Genomic DNA, 17,040 nt, shown 5'->3' with positions numbered 1-17,040 from the left:
TCTTAACCCCGCCAGGCTCGTTTGTCCTCTTTGGGTACTTGTCTGAAGAATTAATGGGTCGAGCGAGGTCTTTCGCCCCATGCCTTCCAAAATAGCCTGTAGCACTTTTGGGCCACAATTTCCTCCAAGCTCAAGGGGAGGGAGGGAAGCCGCTTTCATTAAGGGGGGCTGACTCGAGAGGGGAGAAGATACTTGAACCTTTTCAGAAGATTGCGCAAAAACTAAATCCAGTTGAGAAAAAACAAGCGTTACAGAGAGAAGACATGAAAGAATGAATCTACCTATAGAAAACGACCTTGTGAAGCATCTCATAACTCCCCCCTTTTTTTAAGCTTCACAACTTTATTAAACTCAAACCATTCTTTTCTGTTAAACAATTTATCACTGTATTACGATACTCTCATCGGCATAATCACATAGAGAAAAGTGCTTCCGTTTCGAATCACCCCTGGGCTTATGGCATCGTTAAATTCAAGAGAGATCTCGCTCTCTTCCAAATTTCTTAAAACATCCATGAGATAGTTTGGATTAAAGGCAATGGAAATTTCTTCTCCTTCATAATTCAAAGGAATCTCTTCCTTCGCCTCTCCTACATCCGGGGTTTGAGCTAAAAGCGTCATGAGATTTTTTGAAAAAGAAATTTTAATCAAATTGGATTTTTCATTGGTGACCACCGCAACTCTCCGAACGGCTGAAAGAAATTCCTCCCGATCCAAAATAACCATTCCCTTCACTTTACTAGGAATGACTTGTTTATAATTAGGAAAACTCCCCTCAATCAATCTAGAAATTAAAATACATTCATCCACCCCTTTCGAAGATTTAAAAATAAAGGCCACTTGATTTTCAAATGGGACAAAAAGAACTTGTCCTTCATCTTTTAAAATCTTAGAAATTTCCTGAATCGCCTTCGATGGAAGAATAAACTCTCTTAAAGTCTCCTCAGATTTTCCAGGGGCCTGGGCATAAGCAAGCCTTCGTCCATCCGTTGCTACCGCAATCACTTTCCCATCCTGGAAAGAAAGATATAAACCATTCAAAACATAGCGGGTTTCATCCTTAGAAATAGCATAAGAGGTTTTATGAATAAGATCTTTTAAATCTTTTTGATTAAGAGTGAACCTTTTTTCCTGATCAAATAAGGGAAGTTTTGGAAAATCCGTCTCTGAAGCCCCTATAATTTTAAAAAAAGATGTTCCACAATAAATATGAGCCAAATGATTGGATTCCACTTCAATTTTTAGATCAGGATTTGAGAGTTCTCGAATCAAATTAAACATTTTTCTTGCAGGCAAAGTGGTTATTCCTTCTTGTTCAATCTGTGAGGGAATATGAATTTTTATTCCAACTTCTAAATCTGTAGCGGTGAGGGTGACTCCTTCACCTTTGGCATCCATGAGAACATGTCCTAGAATAGGGAGCGTCGTTCTTGCATTTGCAATATTCTGAACTTGTTGAAATCCATAAAGAAGATCATCTTTTCTACACTTCAGTTTCATAAAGTTACCCCCAATCCCTAGTATTTATTTAAATAGAATATATATATATCATAGTCGTAGGAATGGTGAAGATGTGTAGACAACCCTAGGTTGGTAATCATTCATTCCTTGATACATTGTGAATCCATTGTGAATAAGAAAAGTTATACCGAAGAGTTAACATAAAATCCACATAAAATAAACAAATTACACACATTAAAAAATTTCGGATTTCGGATTTCGGATTTCGAATTTACCTTCATTTTCATTTATGATGGGAGGCATGAAAAATAAATAAAACTAAATGTGAAACAACAGATGAATTTCTCTTTCATTTAGGGCCCGAATCTCACCCATTTTCAGATTTCCGATTTTTAGATTTCCAATAGCCACCCTTTTAAGTTGGACGACATTAGATCCAACGGCTTCAACCATTTTTCGGATTTGTCGATTCATTCCTTCTTTAATTTTTATTTCTAAACAAGAACCATCTAGATTTTCTTTTAAAACTTTACATTCGCAAGGGAGGGCGAGTTTATTTTTATCAATTAAAACGCCTTTCTTTAACTCATTTATTTGGAAGGAGTTAATAGGAGGATGTGTTTTAATTTCATAGGTTTTTGTAATGGAATATTCAGAGTTAGTTATTTTTTCACCCAGTGCTGTATCGTTGGTAAAAATAATGAGACCGGTGGTTTGTGCGTCTAAACGACCCACTGGAAAGACCCAGGCGTTACGAGACGGGAGATAGTCGTAAACCGTACGTCTATTTTGAGGATCATTGCGTGTCGTAATCACATTGAGGGGTTTATTCATCATCCAATAAATTTTATGGGCTTTTATTAAGCGCTGATCCTCGATTTCGATGATATCCCGGTTCATAAAAGTTCTTCGCTCAGGATCTTTAATAATTTGACCATTTACCCTAACTTTTCCTTCCCGAATGAGAAGCACTGCTTGAGAACGAGAAGTCGCTCCAAGTTTTGAAATCACCCGAGCCAGGCCATGGCCGGGATCCGTTTTTCCAGAACCTTTTTTGGTGTTTGTCATCATAAATTTAAAATCCAAAAATCAAAGTGCAAAATGGCAACCTAAAATTCAAAAATTCTAACGCTATTGTATCCTATTACAGGGGAGGCATTTTAAATTTTGATTTGTCATTTTGATTTTTGATGTTTGATTTTTGGATTTTCATCTCCGCTTTTCTCAGCCGATTCATAATGGCAATTCCCAGTCCAATTTCTGGAACAGGTTCTGCATAAATAATATCGAGTCCCGCTTCATCGAGACGATGAAGCGAGGAGAATAAATGGGCCGCGGCCTCTTTTAAGTCTCCTTGGGGAGAAAGGATTTCAATTTTAACCGCATTCCATTTTCGAGAAATGGTTTTAAAAGCAAGAAGACCTATTTTTCCAAAATTCCCTTTCGGAAACTCTCCTTCCTCCAAAATTTTAAGGGGTGTTCGAGGCGAATAATGACGTTCGAGTTGACCTGGCGAATTCAAGGAGCCCTTTTTTTTAGGGGGAAAATGAGTTTTAAGAGGTCCGATCACGGATTCAATTTCTTCGAGAGCTAAACCCCCTGGCCTTAAAATGCAAGGCTCATCATTTGATAAATCCATGACGGTTGATTCTAGTCCAATAGAGCAAGGCCCTCCCTCTAAAATCATGTCTACTTTATTCCCCAGTTGATTCAAGACATGTTCAGCTGTTGTAGGACTCAAATACTTGAAGGGATTTGCACTGGGGGCGGCAATGGGAACACCAGAGATGCGGATGAGTTCTAACGCGATAGGGTGAGAGGGTATTCGAATGGCGACTGTTTGAAGCCCTGAGGTGACAAGGTCAGGAATAATCTTTTTTTTTGGAAGGACCAAGGTTAAAGGGCCTGGCCAAAATTTTTGAGCAAGGATTCTGGCTTGATCAGGGACGTTTTGACATAGAAAATCGAGAAAAGAAATGTCAAGGATGTGAATAATTAAAGGGTCAAAATGCGGCCGGCCCTTGACTTCAAAAATTTTTGCAACAGCGATGGGGTCAAGCGCATTGGCTCCTAGACCATAGACTGTTTCGGTTGGGAAAGCGACCAGACCCCCTTTTTTTATGAGAGAAGCAGCTTGTTCAATGAAAAAAGGGGTGGGGGGAAATAAACCCATAAGGCCTCTTACCGAGATTTGTTTAAGGACCGACGAGGCTGAAATTCAAAATGGCGTTTTTGAGCAGAAGGGAGCGAATGATGAGCAGAATGATGTCTTTTGGCCTGAGTGGGAGACCCTGATTTTTTATAATCGAAATTCGGGAGGGTCACACGGGGAAGCGTTTTTTTAAGAACACGTTCAATCTCGTGAACCATAGATTCTTCACTTCGGTCAACCAAGCTAAAGGCATCTCCTGTCGCTTCTGCACGAGCCGTTCGTCCAATGCGGTGAATGTAAATTTCAGGGGTACTGGGAATATCGTAATTAATAACGTGGCTGATGTCATCAATATCCAATCCTCGTGCGGCAATATCTGTAGCGACCATGATAGAATGCCACCCTTTTCGGAATTGGGACAACGCTTGCAATCTTTGATTTTGACTTCGATCTCCATGGAGGAGAGAAACTTTAAATCCTCTTCTTTCTAAAGTTTGGCTGAGGCGATCGGCTTGATGTTTGGTTCGTGTGAAAATGAGGACCGAGGTCATATCTTCCCCTCGCAAAAGTTCCGTTAAAAGATCAGCCTTCAAATGACGGGCCACAGGGTAAACGGCATGTCGAATGCCCACCGCCGGTGTCGTACTGAAACTGATTTGGACGGTGACGGGATTTTTCAGAATTTGATGAATCAATTTTGTAAATGCAGGAGAAATGGTGGCAGAGAAAACCAGATTTTGCCTTTTTTCTGGGAGAAGATTTAAGATTTTTTGAATATCGGGCATAAATCCCATGTCCAGCATTTGGTCAACCTCATCTAGAACAAAGACTTCTAGATTAGAGAAATTAATTCTTCCAGAGTAAATGTGGTCCAGGAATCGGCCTGGAGTGGCTGAAATAATATCTACTCCTCGTGCAAGCGCCTGAATTTGCGGACTCATCGGGACTCCGCCAAAGATGGCAATCCCCTTCAGGTGAACGTAACGAGAAAGGGAGCGAAGGTGATCAATCGACTGAAGTGCCAGCTCTCGCGTTGGAGCTAAAATCAGTGCACGAGTATGTTTGGTGCTGGGCCCCTGAAGCAGTCGGTGAAGAATGGGAAGAACAAAAGCAGCCGTTTTTCCTGTTCCCGTTTGAGCACATCCAATCAAATCTTTTCCTTCCATGATGTGAGGAATTGCTTCTTTTTGAATGGGTGTTGGGCGAATAAAGCCCAGATCATGAATCCCTTTAAGCAGATTGGGATGAAGCTTCAAAGATTCAAAAGTATTTGAACGATCGATTTCATTTTCCATTTCACATCATTCCTAATTGAAGCTTAGCAGCTTCACTCATGCGATCCATGGTCCAGGGTGGATCCCAGACCAACTGAACATCAGCTTCCCTGACTCCAGGAATGCTTTCGATTTTCTGTTTCACATCTACGCTAAGCGTAGTCCCCATCCCACAACCTGGGGCGGTTAAGGTCATTTTAATTTCGACTCGGTTCCCTTCAGAAAGCGGAATAATTTTACAGTCATAGACCAGTCCTAATTCCAGGATATTGACTGGGATCTCCGGATCATAACACGTTCTAAGTTGATCGAACACCCTTTTTTCAAGAGGCTCTTCTCCAGAGGATGCTTCGGCTTCAACGGGAATTTCTAATCCGAGTGCATCCGCGTCTCGGCCTGAAATGCGAACCATGGCTCCCCGATCCGTAATAACGGTGTAGGAGCCGCCAAGCGTTTGAGAAATCATGACCTTCATGGCGGCCGGCAAAATAATTTTTGTCCCCGCCGGAATTTCAATGGCTTCACAGGCTCTTTTGAGCTCAATCGGTTCGCGACTTTGCATATCTTCTCTCCTTACATAAAATTCAAAATTCAAATATCAAAAATCAAAATGACAGATTAAAATTTAAAAATAAACTGTCGTAAGATTTTTTGAGTGCTTTTACATTTTGATTTTTGCTTTGTCATTTTGATATTTGTCATCATGAACTTTCAGTCCACCCAAGTGGATGAAAATTGAGTTCCTCCCCTTTGGGGTACAAAGGAGGGGAATAGCCAGTAACAACGTCTCATTTTCATGACTGGTTTTTGGATTTTGATTTTTGAGTTCTCAAACATTATCCTCTGTTGTTACAATTTTTTCGCTCTCCTCCAATGCGGCTCGCAGGGTATGCCAAGCGAGCGTGGCGCATTTAATGCGTGTGGGATACTCACTCACGCCAGAAAACACCGTCAGTTTACCTAATAGATTTAAATCGTACTTTCCTTGTAACCCCTTCGAAATCATTTCATGAAAATTTTCAAAAGTAATCTGAGCCTCTTTTTTTGTTTTACCTTTGACACTGTCGGTCATCAGTGAGGCTGAAGATTTCGAAATAGCGCATCCCGAACCCTGAAAACTAATATCTTTAATTTTATCTCCCTCCGTTACAAGATAAAGCTTGAGACGATCGCCGCATAAAGGATTATACCCCTCTGCGGTATGATCTGCACATTCAAGGATGCGAAAGTTTCTGGGTTGTTTATTGTGATCTAAAATCACCTGTTGATAAAGCTCGTTCAGTTCAGACATCATCCCACCACCTGTCTTTGGTTTAACCCAGAATTTGCAATAGACCGCGGAATTCGACGCAAGATCTTGGCCACCTTGGCCTTCAGAAAGCCTCGACAGACATCTGTCAATGTATGCCTACGTTTCCCCCTTCGGGGACCTTGTCTTCAGGCCAATCTGGCTCAAGCTCTTGCGTCTCGGTTCTCGCGTCTATTGCAAAATCTGGGTTTAAAGAACCAATCCTTTTTAAGTTCGCTATCAGATTATTTTCAATATTCTATAATGTTCCCCTGCTGAGAATCCTCCTGCGGAGGATAGACAGGTGGTGGGATCAGATAAAAATCCCCTTCACTTTTCGAAGCGCTGCTGCAAGGGTTTCAATTTCTTCGGGCGTATTATAAAAAGCAAATGAAACCCGAGCCGTTGCGGGAACATTAAAAAAATCCATGACGGGCATCGCGCAGTGGTGCCCCGCTCGAATGGCAATCCCTTCTTGATCTAAAATGGTTCCTACATCGTGGGCGTGAACTTCAGCAAAGACAAAAGAGAGAATACTCATCTTTTCATTTGAAGTTCCAATGATGCGAAGCCCGGGAATTTCTGAAAACAAGTGGGAGGCGTGATCCAGTAACATTTTTTCATATTCGGCAATCTTTCGAAGATCGATCCTGTTCATATAATCCAAAGCGGCTCCAAGACCCATGACGCCTGCAATATGGGGCGTTCCCGCCTCGAATTTATACGGAAGTGCGTTATATAAAGTTTCTTCGAAGGTGACTTTGCTGATCATATCTCCTCCTCCTTGATACGGAGGCATTTTTTCTAGCCAGGAGCGTTTTCCATAGAGGACGCCAAGGCCTGTCGGTCCATAGACTTTATGAGCGGAGAAGACATAAAAATCGCAATCGAGGGCTTGAACATCTACCTTTAAATGAGGGACTGCTTGTGCCCCGTCAATTAAAACAGGGATTGCATATTTGTGCGCCATCGTAATCATTTTTTGGATGGGATTAATGGAGCCTAAGGCATTTGAAAGATGGGTCACAGCTAAAAATTTCACTTTTTTGGAGAGCATGTGTTCATAAGCATCCATCATCAATTCCCCACTTTGATTCATGGGAATGACTTTAAGTTCAGCCCCGATTTCGTGGCATAATATTTGCCAGGGGACAATGTTTGAATGATGTTCCATATGTGAAATTAAAATTTCATCATTTCTCTTCAGAAAGGTTCGCCCATAACTTTGGGCGACGAGATTAATTCCTTCTGTGGCCCCCCGGACAAAAATAATTTCTTCAACCTGAGGCGCATTGAGGAAATACTTTAATTTAGATCGGACCCCTTCATAAGCCAATGTCGCTTTTTCACTTAAATGATGAATCCCTCGATGGATATTGGCATTTTCATGACTGTAATATTGATTTAAGGTATCGATGACACATTGGGGTTTTTGGGTTGTCGCGGCATTGTCTAAATAGATCAAAGGTTTACCATGAACTTTTCTTTTCAGAATGGGAAAATCCTGTCGAATTTTTTTTACATCTAAAATTTCTTGGGCTGAAAAAAGAGCTTTTTCAGAATGGATCATCATCTGAGAGCCTCCTTCCCTTCTTCAAATGGGGTTAAGAGGACGCGATTCAAGTAGTCTTTGATTTTTTGCACCTTTATTTGATCGGTCACCTCATGGATAAATCCCCGGATCAAAAGGTGGCGGGCTGTGTCGCTCCCAAGGCCACGGCTCTGGAGATAAAAAAGGAGATGATCTTCAAGCTCTCCCACAGCGGCTCCATGGGTACATTTGACATCATTTGCGAAAATCTCGAGTTGGGGTTTCATATCAACCTTGGCTTCTTTGGAAAGAAGCAGATTTTTATTGGTCTGTGCCGCATCCGTTTTTTGGGCGTTCTTTCGAACGAAAATTTTTCCGCTAAAAACCCCCGTCGATTTTCCATTGAGAACCCCTTTATAAAGCTGTCGACTGGTCGACTCCCCCATTTTGTGGTCAATCACCGTTGTGTTATCCACATGCTGTTCATGGGAGGTAAGGTAAAGACCCGTAAGATTCGCCTCACTTTCACGTCCCAAAATCTGGACAGACAAATTATTTCTTACAATTCTTCCACTGAGAGTCAGTGAACAATGAGAAAGATGGGTTTTTTCATTTAAGACCATTTCGGTCTCTCCCACATGGAACGCTTTTTCACTTTGATTTTGAATTTGATAATAATTGATCGAAGCTTCATTTTTTACGATGACCTGAGTGAAGGCGTTTGAAAAAGTCGTATTTTCAGGAAAAGAAACGTAGCTTTCTATAATGGTTGCCTTACTTCCGCTTTCAGCCACGATCAAATTTCTTGGAAAAGAGATGAGATTTTTTTGAGAAGAGGGGGCAATAAAAACCAAATGAATGGGTTCTTCAAATATAAAATTGGGAGGAATATGAACGAATGCTCCATCTTCGAAAAGAGACATATTTAAGGCACGGAAAATACTGTTTTCGTATCCATCTTTCGAAGGAAAATATTCTTTAAACCCATCAGGATCTTTGAGAATGGCCTCTTTCAAACTCCCTATTTTAAGAGAAGAGGAACGAAGATTGAGTTTGGAAAGATCACGGGAAAAGAAACCATTTACAAAGACAAGTGTGGGGCCAGAAAGAGGGATAGGGAGAGAATTCAGATCTTTTTTGGATGCCAAATTTTTTGCCGTCTCAGCGGTCAAAAATTGATAAAGGGTATGGATAATGGTTTCGACAGAGGTGTATTTCCAGGCTTCATGATGCGTATTTGGAAAGCCTAAGATGGCAAATTTTGAAAGGGCATTTTGGCGGAGATTTTTAAGCCATTCAGGGAAATCTTTCCCCCCACCCTTTTCAATTTTTGAAAAGGCCCTAAGAAAAGGTTCTTTGACTTCTTCAGAACTCAGTTCAGTTTTTTTTTGTAGAACGTTCATGATATCGACTCTTCACTTTATAGAAAATTTGAGACTTAATTTAATTTCGTTCTTTCACCCAATCATAACCTTGCTTCTCAAGCTCTAAGGCAAGCTCTTTCCCTCCAGATTTAACCAGACGGCCCTCTGAAAGGACATGCACATGATCCGGAACGATATAATTTAAAAGTCGCTGATAGTGGGTGACCAAAATCATGGACCGGTCGGCCCTTTTCAGTTTATTGACTCCTTGGGCGACTGCCTTTACTGCATCAATATCGAGTCCTGAATCGGTTTCATCTAAAATGGCCAGACGGGGCTCGAGAACCGCCATTTGAAGAATTTCGTTGCGCTTCTTTTCTCCTCCTGAAAATCCTTCATTCACGGGCCTATTGATCAGACTTTCATCCATATCGATTGTTTTTACTTTTTCTTTCAAAAGTTGAAGGAATTCCATGGCATCGAGCTCAGGCATCCCTTTAGAGGTACGGATCTCATTCAAAGCCGCCTTCAGAAAATAGGTATTATTAACACCTGGAATTTCGACGGGATATTGAAACCCTAGAAAAATTCCTTGCCGAGCCCTAATTTCAGGGGCCATTTCCAGTAAATTTTTTCCATCATAAAGAACCTCCCCTTTCGTCACAACATAAGAAGGGTCTCCGGCCAGAACTTTCGCAAGGGTACTTTTGCCTGAGCCATTAGGTCCCATGATGGCATGAACCTCCCCCGCCTGAACTTTCAGATCAATTCCTTTAAGAATTTCAGTATGATCAATCGACACATGTAAATTTTTAATCTCTAACATTTCTTGACTCCCTTCTAGCAAAATCAAACATCAATGAGAGCATTCATTTTTAAATTTTGCATTGTCATTTTACATTTTGAATTTTACATTTTGAATTTTTCTATCCCACACTTCCTTCTAAACTCACTCCCAGTAATTTTGATGCCTCTACCGCAAACTCCATTGGTAGGTTTCGAAAAACTTCTTTGCAAAATCCATTGATAATCATATTGACCGCATTCTCTCCAGAAATGCCTCTTTGCTTGCAATAAAAAAGCTGTTCTTCGCTGATTTTTGAAGTCGAGGCCTCATGTTCAACCTTGGCCGTGTTGTTCTGAACTTCAATATAGGGAAAGGTATTGGCGCTACATTGATCTCCTAAAAGGAGAGAGTCGCATTGGGTGTAATTGCGTACATTTTCTGCGTGAGGTAATACTTTAACCAACCCTCGATAGGTGTTCGAACCCTGTTTGGCAGAAATTCCCTTGGAGATAATCGTGCTCTTGGTATTTTTTCCCACATGAATCATTTTAGTTCCTGTATCCGCCTGCTGGTGGTTATTCGTCAGAGCGACGGAGTAAAATTCGCCGATGGAGTTATCCCCCATCAAAATCACACTCGGATATTTCCAGGTAATAGAAGAACCTGTTTCAACCTGGGTCCATGAGATTTTAGATTTTTTCCCTGCACATTTTCCTCGTTTAGTGACGAAATTATAAATCCCGCCTTTTCCGTCTTTATCTCCCGCGTACCAATTTTGCACCGTGGAGTATTTAATTTGGGCGTTTTCGAGACAGACCAACTCTACCACGGCTGCATGCAATTGATTTTTGTCTCGGATAGGGGCGGTACAGTTGTGAACCGCAAAACCTTTAACGAGATAGGAATGGGGTTCCGTCGCGGTCTCAAAATTATAAACATAATCGTCGTAGGGAACGCGACGAATTTTACAAACAGGCAGAAGAAAATAACCCTCTCGACGCAGTGCACGGCGACCGATTGTATTTTCGGCATAAAAAAGAACATAACGGGTTTTATGTCTAATAATTTTTCCATCCTTCATCTTTTCATCAAATGCTTCTCGAACGTTGATGTAGGCGAAAATTCCCTGACGAGCGAGAATCTCCTGGATTTGAAACGCCAGTTGTTTTGAAATGGTTGCTGCACGAATCCGGATCAGCTTCCCTTCACGAGATACACTTCCGTCTCCAAGATAATAGGTATCTAAAGCTAATTTTTGCCGTGCGGGAGGTAAATCCATCACAGTCTTGCTAAAGCGTTTCCCAATCGCATATTTTCCCCCATGCTTAACCAATTGGGCTGAAAGCTCCTTTGAATACACAACGATATAGGCGCCATGACGGACCCGATCATAAGTTACGGAAGGAGTTTTACCCAAAACTTTCTTGATCAGTGAAACAACGTCCTTAATCAAATTTTCCTCATGATCTCCCAAGCAAATTTCGACAGCATCACATCCATTAAAGCGAGTGGCACATCCCTCAGCCACGTAGTAGCCCAGCAATCTCAAAAAATCATCGGAAAGAGAGGAATCGTCGCGTTTCACTTTATTAATAGGAAATACAAGTAAATCTCCAGGTTGTAATTCACCCACAGGAATAAATTCGGGTTCGGTTTGGCTAAGACGCTCTGAATGAATATCAGCCCATCTTCCTTGCCCACGCAAAGAAGACCGCACGCTCTCACGCCGGATGGCCAGAACAGGATGTTTTGGTGTCAGGGAAAATTTGTTTCCAGGACTGCGGGGCGTAATTTCTACCAAATCGCCACGGTATCGCCTTTTCATCAGTTTAGCTGCTTTTGTTTCAACCCCTTCATGATTGAGCACTGTTTCTCCAAGCACTAAATCACGGATATTTTTTAACTCGTATCCTGTGGTAATTTCTTCCCATCCTGGGAGACACCCTTCCAAATAGCTCACGTAAGCGCCATCTTCTGCAATGATTAAAGTTCGTTCAAATTGGCCCGTGTCAGCAGTATTAATACGAAAATAGGTTGAAAGTTCCATGGGGCATCGAACGCCTTTGGGGATATAGCAGAAAGAGCCATCGCTAAAGACCGCTGAATTAAGGGCTGCAAAAAAATTGTCAGAGTAAGGAACGACGGAACCCAAATATTTTTTGATGAGATCGGGATGATGTTGAACCGCCTCTGAAAATGAACAAAAGATAATACCAAATTTTTCTAACTGAGCTTTAAAGGTGGTGGCGACTGAAACACTGTCAAAAACGGCATCGACCGCAACCCCGGACAATCGCTTCTGTTCTTCTAATGGAATGCCTAATTTTTCAAAGGTGACCAAAAGTTCCTTATCTACTTCCTCGAGGCTGGATAAAAGCTTTTTCTTTTTGGGCGCAGAATAATAAATAATATTCTGATAATCAATGGCAGGATAGTGGACATTGGGCCATTGGGGCTCACTCATTTTAAGCCAATGGCGATAGGCTTTTAACCGCCATTCAAGGAGAAATACCGGCTCATTTTTCTTTTCTGAAATATAACGGACGATATCCTCATCGAGGCCGCGAGGAGCCATCTCGGATTCGATGTCTGTGATAAATCCATATTTGTAATCCTCTTGAATAAAGGATTTAGCTTCTTCACTCATTTTCGTTCACCATCAATCCCTTCATATGTAGGGATTCCTTTTCTTCTTTTTCTTTCACCAGCGTTTCCAATGTCATTGAAGTAAAGAAATCATCTAAAATCTTTTTTGTTTTTTCCCAAATGGAACTGATTCCGCACATACAAAAATGGGTACACACAATATTTTCCCGCAGTTCAGGCTCACAGAAAACCTCAAACGTATGTCCTTCGAGGGCTTCAATCACCTGTCTCAAATTAATGGCAGAAGGTGGCCTCGCTAATGAATATCCCCCTTCTTTTCCATGATGAGAGGTTACAATGTTGGCCCCTCTCAGGGCCTGCATGATTTTTTCAATGTAGGTTGCCGAAAAATGTTCTTTCTCGGCAATCTCTTTAACCGTCACCCAATTTTTGGAAGTTTGTTTTGCCATATAAATCAGGCAAACAAACCCATATTCCGCTTTAGTTGTGAAACGCATAAGAATACTCTCCTAACACAACCCTATCCTATTAAATCAGACTAAATTTGTCCAATAATAATTTTTCTTATGTTCAACTAAAAAATTATTTCATAACTCATTTGTAATGAACAAGATAAGTTTAAAAAGAGGCTGTTGCAGCAAAAAATCTCGTATTTTTTCTACTAGAATGAAGGTCACGCCTAACTTCGGTACTGAGGTTTACCGTCCAAAATAATAGCGGGGAAGTTATGAGAACAGGCTAAATTCAAAACAGGAATAAATAGGATTCTTGTTTTTACAGGGTAATGGTGATTCAATCAATTTTCACAAGTTCTGCGATTCATATGATTTTAGAGGCGATTAAAATTTATGGGATTCGTAAATACTGATGGGATTGGAATACTCGTTAAATCCATTTGGGGAATTCAAGTATGAAAAACAAGCCCACAGTCAACGGTCAACAGTCTATAGAAAATAAAAATTCCTTTAAAACTGTCGACCCTTGGCTGTCGACCCTGGACTGCAAACCCTTTTCATCTCACAGTTTATTTTTGAACTTTAGCGGCCGCTATCCTTGCGCTTTGAAAAGCAATCTCTACAATAGACTGGACGATCTCCACTGGGTTTGAATGGAACCTCACACTCCTTTTTACAATCTGCACAAACCGCCTTGTGTTTTTCCCTTGGACGATCACCAAACCCACCACCTTGTTGGAACCCCATATTATCTCCTTTTTAGTTTTACTCACAACAAATGAACGTTTAACTTACACATCCACACAACATGATTATACAGTAAGATATTTGAATTACCATCATTTAGATGAGGGCGATTATTTTTTAATAATAAAGATGTAGAATGTGCAAAAATCTTTTAAAATCAATCGAATGCAAAAAATAATCCTATTCTTCTTTTTTTTTCTGAGTTTTACCCTGAGGAGGGCGGGTCAAGACAAAATTGAAAAAGCAGCCCATCCTAGACCTCACGACCTTTTAATCGGATATGCGCTCCCCTGGGATTGGGATCAGGTGGACCCTACGGAATTAGCAAATGCCTTAAATGAAAATGGGCTCAATTTTACCCTCATAGAAGTTAATGGGAAAAAAGATGCTCAATTCGTAGCCGATTGGATTAAACCTTTTCGCGAGCGGCATATTCTGGTTGAAATCATTGCTGTTAACGCCAATTCTTTAGACATCATTGCAAGACCCACCTCCTGGTTTGAAAATGATGTTCAGGAATTAATTAAAGTTGTAGGACCTCAAGGGGTTCTGTTTGAGCCCGTGAGTGAGCCGGGGAATAAAGGAGGCGATCAGAAAAAAATTCAGCGTTGGATGGAGTATGGGATAACCCAATGGCCAGGGCCAACCGTTGTTAATATCGGATTTGAATGGTCGGAGCCCTTTATTCCTTGCGCAAATTATTTAGAGAAACATCACTGCAAAGATCCTGATTCTTCTACACTTGAAGGAGGTTTACGATATATCCACACCACGGATTGTAGGCCTACTTTAGGAATGGATCCACAACGTGCAGCCATTGCCACGAAAGCGGCCATCACACTCAACACCCATTTTCTTCTCTATGATGGACGGTTTTCTCATACCCATGATATTAATTATTCTGTTCTCAAGGCGATGGGCGATGAAATCAAATAATTTGTTTAATTTCATCGCCCTCTTAATCGCTTATTTCCCTTTTTTCGAATGGCCGTTCTGAGAATGTGACTGGGCATGTGACGCACTCACCACGGGCCCTAGTTTGAATCCCAGTTGATGCGAGATTTCCCCATACCCCATTCCCTGTGCTCTCATGATTTGTATCTGCTGATTTGCATCAGCCTGGGTTGGATACGCACCTGGATTCGTTCTGACGAGATGCTAAGCCATTGAACTTTGAATCTGGCTCTCGCCCTGTCCCGTGGTTCCACCCCCTTGGGCTGAATCATATGGTAAGACGCCGGCCCACAAAAGGGACAACACTCCTACAAAAGCCCTACGAACAACCACTCGTTTATTCATTTTACTGTTCATTTTAAACCCCCTTACCCCCCTTAAAAAATGGGGAAAAGGCTAATGATTTATTTTATTTTTTATCCTTGCATTCATCCAATGAGTTCCCAAACAAGGGAAAAAGTTCCCGATTTTTAATTTATTAAAAATTTTGATCCACATGATTAGGGGATCCCGTGTCGATGTATCGGGAGCCCATAACATTACCTTTGACATATTCTTGCTTTTTGTCAATTTATCCATGAAATTTCTTTGTTTAATGAAGAGATTTCATGTTAGAATCCCTGTTATGGAAATACAAAGGGTAAAAGATCTTCAAATACTGAACCAAAAAATTAAGGATTCTCCCGTGGTGGCTATTCTAGGCCCTCGTCAATGTGGTAAAACCACGCTTGCTCATCAATTTGCAAGTCAACATCCCAACGATAAAATCCACTTTTTTGATCTTGAGAATCCAAGAGATTTGAACAAGTTGGAGAATCCCATGTTGACCCTGGAAAGGTTGACGGGATTTGTCATCATGGATGAAATCCAACGAAAGCCAGAGCTTTTTCCTGTTTTGAGGGTGCTTGCAGACTCGCAGCATTTTACCAAATATCTTATTTTGGGAAGTGCCTCACGTCACCTCGTTTCGCAAGGGTCAGAATCACTTGCAGGAAGAATCAGCTTTATGGAACTGGGAGGATTTTCACTGGAACTTCTTGGTTCTGATAAGTGGGAACAGCTTTGGACACGCGGTGGTTTTCCTCGTTTTTTTCTGGCCAGAGATGACAAAGTCTCTTTTGAGCTTCGTCAAGATTTTATCAGTACTTTTTTAGAGCGAGACATCCCTGCTCTTGGAATTCAAATCCCTCCTCAAACTCTCAGGAGATTCTGGATGATGCTGGCCCATTATCATGGGCAAATTTTTAATGCTTCTGAAATAGGACAAAGTCTAGGTGTTGCTGATACAACCATTAGAAGATACTTAGATATTCTTTCGAACACGTTCATGATTCGTCAACTTCAGCCTTGGCTTCCCAATGTTAAAAAACGTCTTGTCAAACGTCCCAAAATCTATTTTAGGGACTCGGGTCTTTTTCATGCCCTTCTCTCCATAGAAAATTTGAATGATTTATCGAATCATCCAAAGTTGGGTGCTTCCTGGGAAGGTTTTGCGATCGAACAGATCGTGAGCTTCCTTCGTTTAAGAGAAGAAGAGGTTTTTTTCTGGGCCCTCCATACGGGAGCAGAATTGGATCTTCTGTTTTTTAAAAATGGAAAACCTTTCGGCATTGAAATAAAATATTCAGACACTCCCAAGGTCACCCAATCGATGAAATCAGCAATTGAAGATCTTACCCTTGAACATCTTTGGGTCGTTTATCCCGGGAAAGACGCCTATCCTCTAGAGGAAAAAATCTCAAGCGTAAGTATTCATCATTTAGCAGCGATCACTTCTATTTTGTAGCCAATCCTGGCCGAGGGAGCTTGGGCATTTCTCTCACTTGATAATCCGGTGGAACAACAAAGATAGAATCTGGGATGGCATCTTTGGAAACGCTCACCAATTCTGAGTGCGTGGTGACTTCTTTGCCCATGACGGTTAATTTTGCGTCCGAGATAACAGGATAACCCTTTATTTCAGGAGGAAGCCCTCCAAATTGTTTTGAAAGATCTGCAGAGAGTTGACGGAATTTTTCGATATCCTTTGTATCAATTTGATCTGAGATACATGCGAGGGTTTGTGATGAAACAAGACCCCTCGTCGTAATTTTGTATTCTTCACACGAAAATCCATTGACCGTTTTAGAATTTCCCGTTTTTTCGGCTGTGGGGCTAGCCACTTTGCCATTTCCCATCATCCCTGAGAACTGTTTGATGTTGTCCGTTGTCATGACCATGACGGTTTTTTGAGTGGCGTTCATCATGTAAAATTTACCCGAGTCAAGATCGACAATTTCAGACATGGAAGGACCCATGTTTTCGATTTTTGCCATCGAACCCTTGATGTAAATCGTCATCGTCCCATTTCTAGGCGGCTGACCCATCACACCGCTCGACTCCACTTTCTGAACAATCGTCAAATCCGCAAAAAGGCTTCCT

Annotated in this window: 17 protein-coding genes; 2 read left to right on the top strand and 15 right to left on the bottom strand. The window is 41.2% G+C overall.

Annotation, left to right across the window (positions count from 1 at the left end; genetic code table 11):
• The 13 genes from HYS07_03255 to HYS07_03195 form a co-directional block, all read right to left on the bottom strand.
• On the bottom strand, positions 1-312 hold a 312-nt coding region (locus HYS07_03255; GenBank protein ID MBI1870191.1), incomplete at its 3' end, for a hypothetical protein.
• Positions 313-389: 77 nt separating this feature from the next.
• A complete protein-coding gene (gene dnaN, locus HYS07_03250) occupies positions 390-1,499 on the bottom strand; it encodes a DNA polymerase III subunit beta (GenBank protein MBI1870190.1) in 1,110 nt (369 codons plus the stop codon).
• Positions 1,500-1,778: 279 nt separating this feature from the next.
• A complete protein-coding gene (locus tag HYS07_03245) occupies positions 1,779-2,531 on the bottom strand; it encodes an rRNA pseudouridine synthase (protein ID MBI1870189.1) in 753 nt (250 codons plus the stop codon).
• Between the two features lie 73 nt (positions 2,532-2,604).
• Positions 2,605-3,633 (bottom strand): threonylcarbamoyl-AMP synthase, encoded by a 1,029-nt coding sequence (locus tag HYS07_03240; protein MBI1870188.1) that lies wholly within the window; start codon positions 3,631-3,633, stop codon positions 2,605-2,607.
• Between the two features lie 8 nt (positions 3,634-3,641).
• On the bottom strand, positions 3,642-4,907 hold the full coding sequence (locus HYS07_03235) for a DEAD/DEAH box helicase (GenBank protein MBI1870187.1): 1,266 nt from the start codon (positions 4,905-4,907) through the stop codon (positions 3,642-3,644).
• A 1-nt stretch (position 4,908) separates the two neighbouring features.
• Positions 4,909-5,448, bottom strand: a complete 540-nt coding sequence (gene sufT / locus HYS07_03230; protein ID MBI1870186.1) for a putative Fe-S cluster assembly protein SufT — start codon at positions 5,446-5,448, stop codon at positions 4,909-4,911.
• Between the two features lie 267 nt (positions 5,449-5,715).
• Positions 5,716-6,180, bottom strand: a complete 465-nt coding sequence (locus HYS07_03225; GenBank protein MBI1870185.1) for an SUF system NifU family Fe-S cluster assembly protein — start codon at positions 6,178-6,180, stop codon at positions 5,716-5,718.
• A gap of 307 nt (positions 6,181-6,487) precedes the next feature.
• On the bottom strand, positions 6,488-7,747 hold the full coding sequence (locus HYS07_03220) for a cysteine desulfurase (GenBank protein MBI1870184.1): 1,260 nt from the start codon (positions 7,745-7,747) through the stop codon (positions 6,488-6,490).
• Positions 7,744-9,108, bottom strand: a complete 1,365-nt coding sequence (gene sufD / locus HYS07_03215; protein MBI1870183.1) for a Fe-S cluster assembly protein SufD — start codon at positions 9,106-9,108, stop codon at positions 7,744-7,746. The genes HYS07_03220 and sufD overlap by 4 nt, the downstream gene beginning before the upstream one ends.
• Positions 9,109-9,148: 40 nt before the next feature.
• On the bottom strand, positions 9,149-9,895 hold the full coding sequence (gene sufC / locus HYS07_03210; protein ID MBI1870182.1) for a Fe-S cluster assembly ATPase SufC: 747 nt from the start codon (positions 9,893-9,895) through the stop codon (positions 9,149-9,151).
• Between the two features lie 100 nt (positions 9,896-9,995).
• A complete protein-coding gene (locus tag HYS07_03205) occupies positions 9,996-12,503 on the bottom strand; it encodes a SufD family Fe-S cluster assembly protein (protein ID MBI1870181.1) in 2,508 nt (835 codons plus the stop codon).
• Positions 12,496-12,960 carry an Rrf2 family transcriptional regulator gene (locus HYS07_03200; protein ID MBI1870180.1) on the bottom strand — a complete coding sequence of 155 codons (465 nt, stop codon included), beginning with the start codon at positions 12,958-12,960 and terminating at the stop codon, positions 12,496-12,498. The genes HYS07_03205 and HYS07_03200 overlap by 8 nt, the downstream gene beginning before the upstream one ends.
• 540 nt (positions 12,961-13,500) lie before the next feature.
• Positions 13,501-13,665 carry a DNA-directed RNA polymerase gene (locus HYS07_03195; GenBank protein MBI1870179.1) on the bottom strand — a complete coding sequence of 55 codons (165 nt, stop codon included), beginning with the start codon at positions 13,663-13,665 and terminating at the stop codon, positions 13,501-13,503.
• Positions 13,666-13,803: 138 nt separating this feature from the next.
• Between HYS07_03195 and HYS07_03190 the strand changes: the two genes are divergently transcribed.
• The gene (locus HYS07_03190) at positions 13,804-14,601 is read left to right on the top strand and encodes a hypothetical protein (protein ID MBI1870178.1); all 798 of its coding nucleotides are present in this window, start codon (positions 13,804-13,806) and stop codon (positions 14,599-14,601) included.
• 222 nt (positions 14,602-14,823) lie between these two features.
• Here the strand turns inward: HYS07_03190 and HYS07_03185 are convergent, their stop codons facing one another.
• Positions 14,824-14,976, bottom strand: a complete 153-nt coding sequence (locus tag HYS07_03185; protein MBI1870177.1) for a hypothetical protein — start codon at positions 14,974-14,976, stop codon at positions 14,824-14,826.
• 268 nt (positions 14,977-15,244) lie between these two features.
• Here HYS07_03185 and HYS07_03180 point away from each other — a divergent pair, with 268 nt between their 5' ends.
• The gene (locus tag HYS07_03180) at positions 15,245-16,405 is read left to right on the top strand and encodes an ATP-binding protein (GenBank protein MBI1870176.1); all 1,161 of its coding nucleotides are present in this window, start codon (positions 15,245-15,247) and stop codon (positions 16,403-16,405) included.
• On the opposite strand, the gene HYS07_03175 is transcribed toward HYS07_03180, so the two are convergent.
• Positions 16,395-17,040, bottom strand: a 646-nt coding sequence (locus tag HYS07_03175; GenBank protein MBI1870175.1) for a DUF4412 domain-containing protein, incomplete at its 5' end; no start/stop codon positions are given. The two genes, HYS07_03180 and HYS07_03175, sit on opposite strands and share 11 nt — an antisense overlap.

The sequence above is a fragment of the Chlamydiota bacterium genome, assembly GCA_016178055.1.
Taxonomy (GTDB): domain Bacteria; phylum Auribacterota; class JACPWU01; order JACPWU01; family JACPWU01; genus JACOUC01.
The sequence above is the reverse complement of the archived record's forward strand: the minus strand, read 5'-3'. Positions and strand labels throughout refer to the sequence as shown.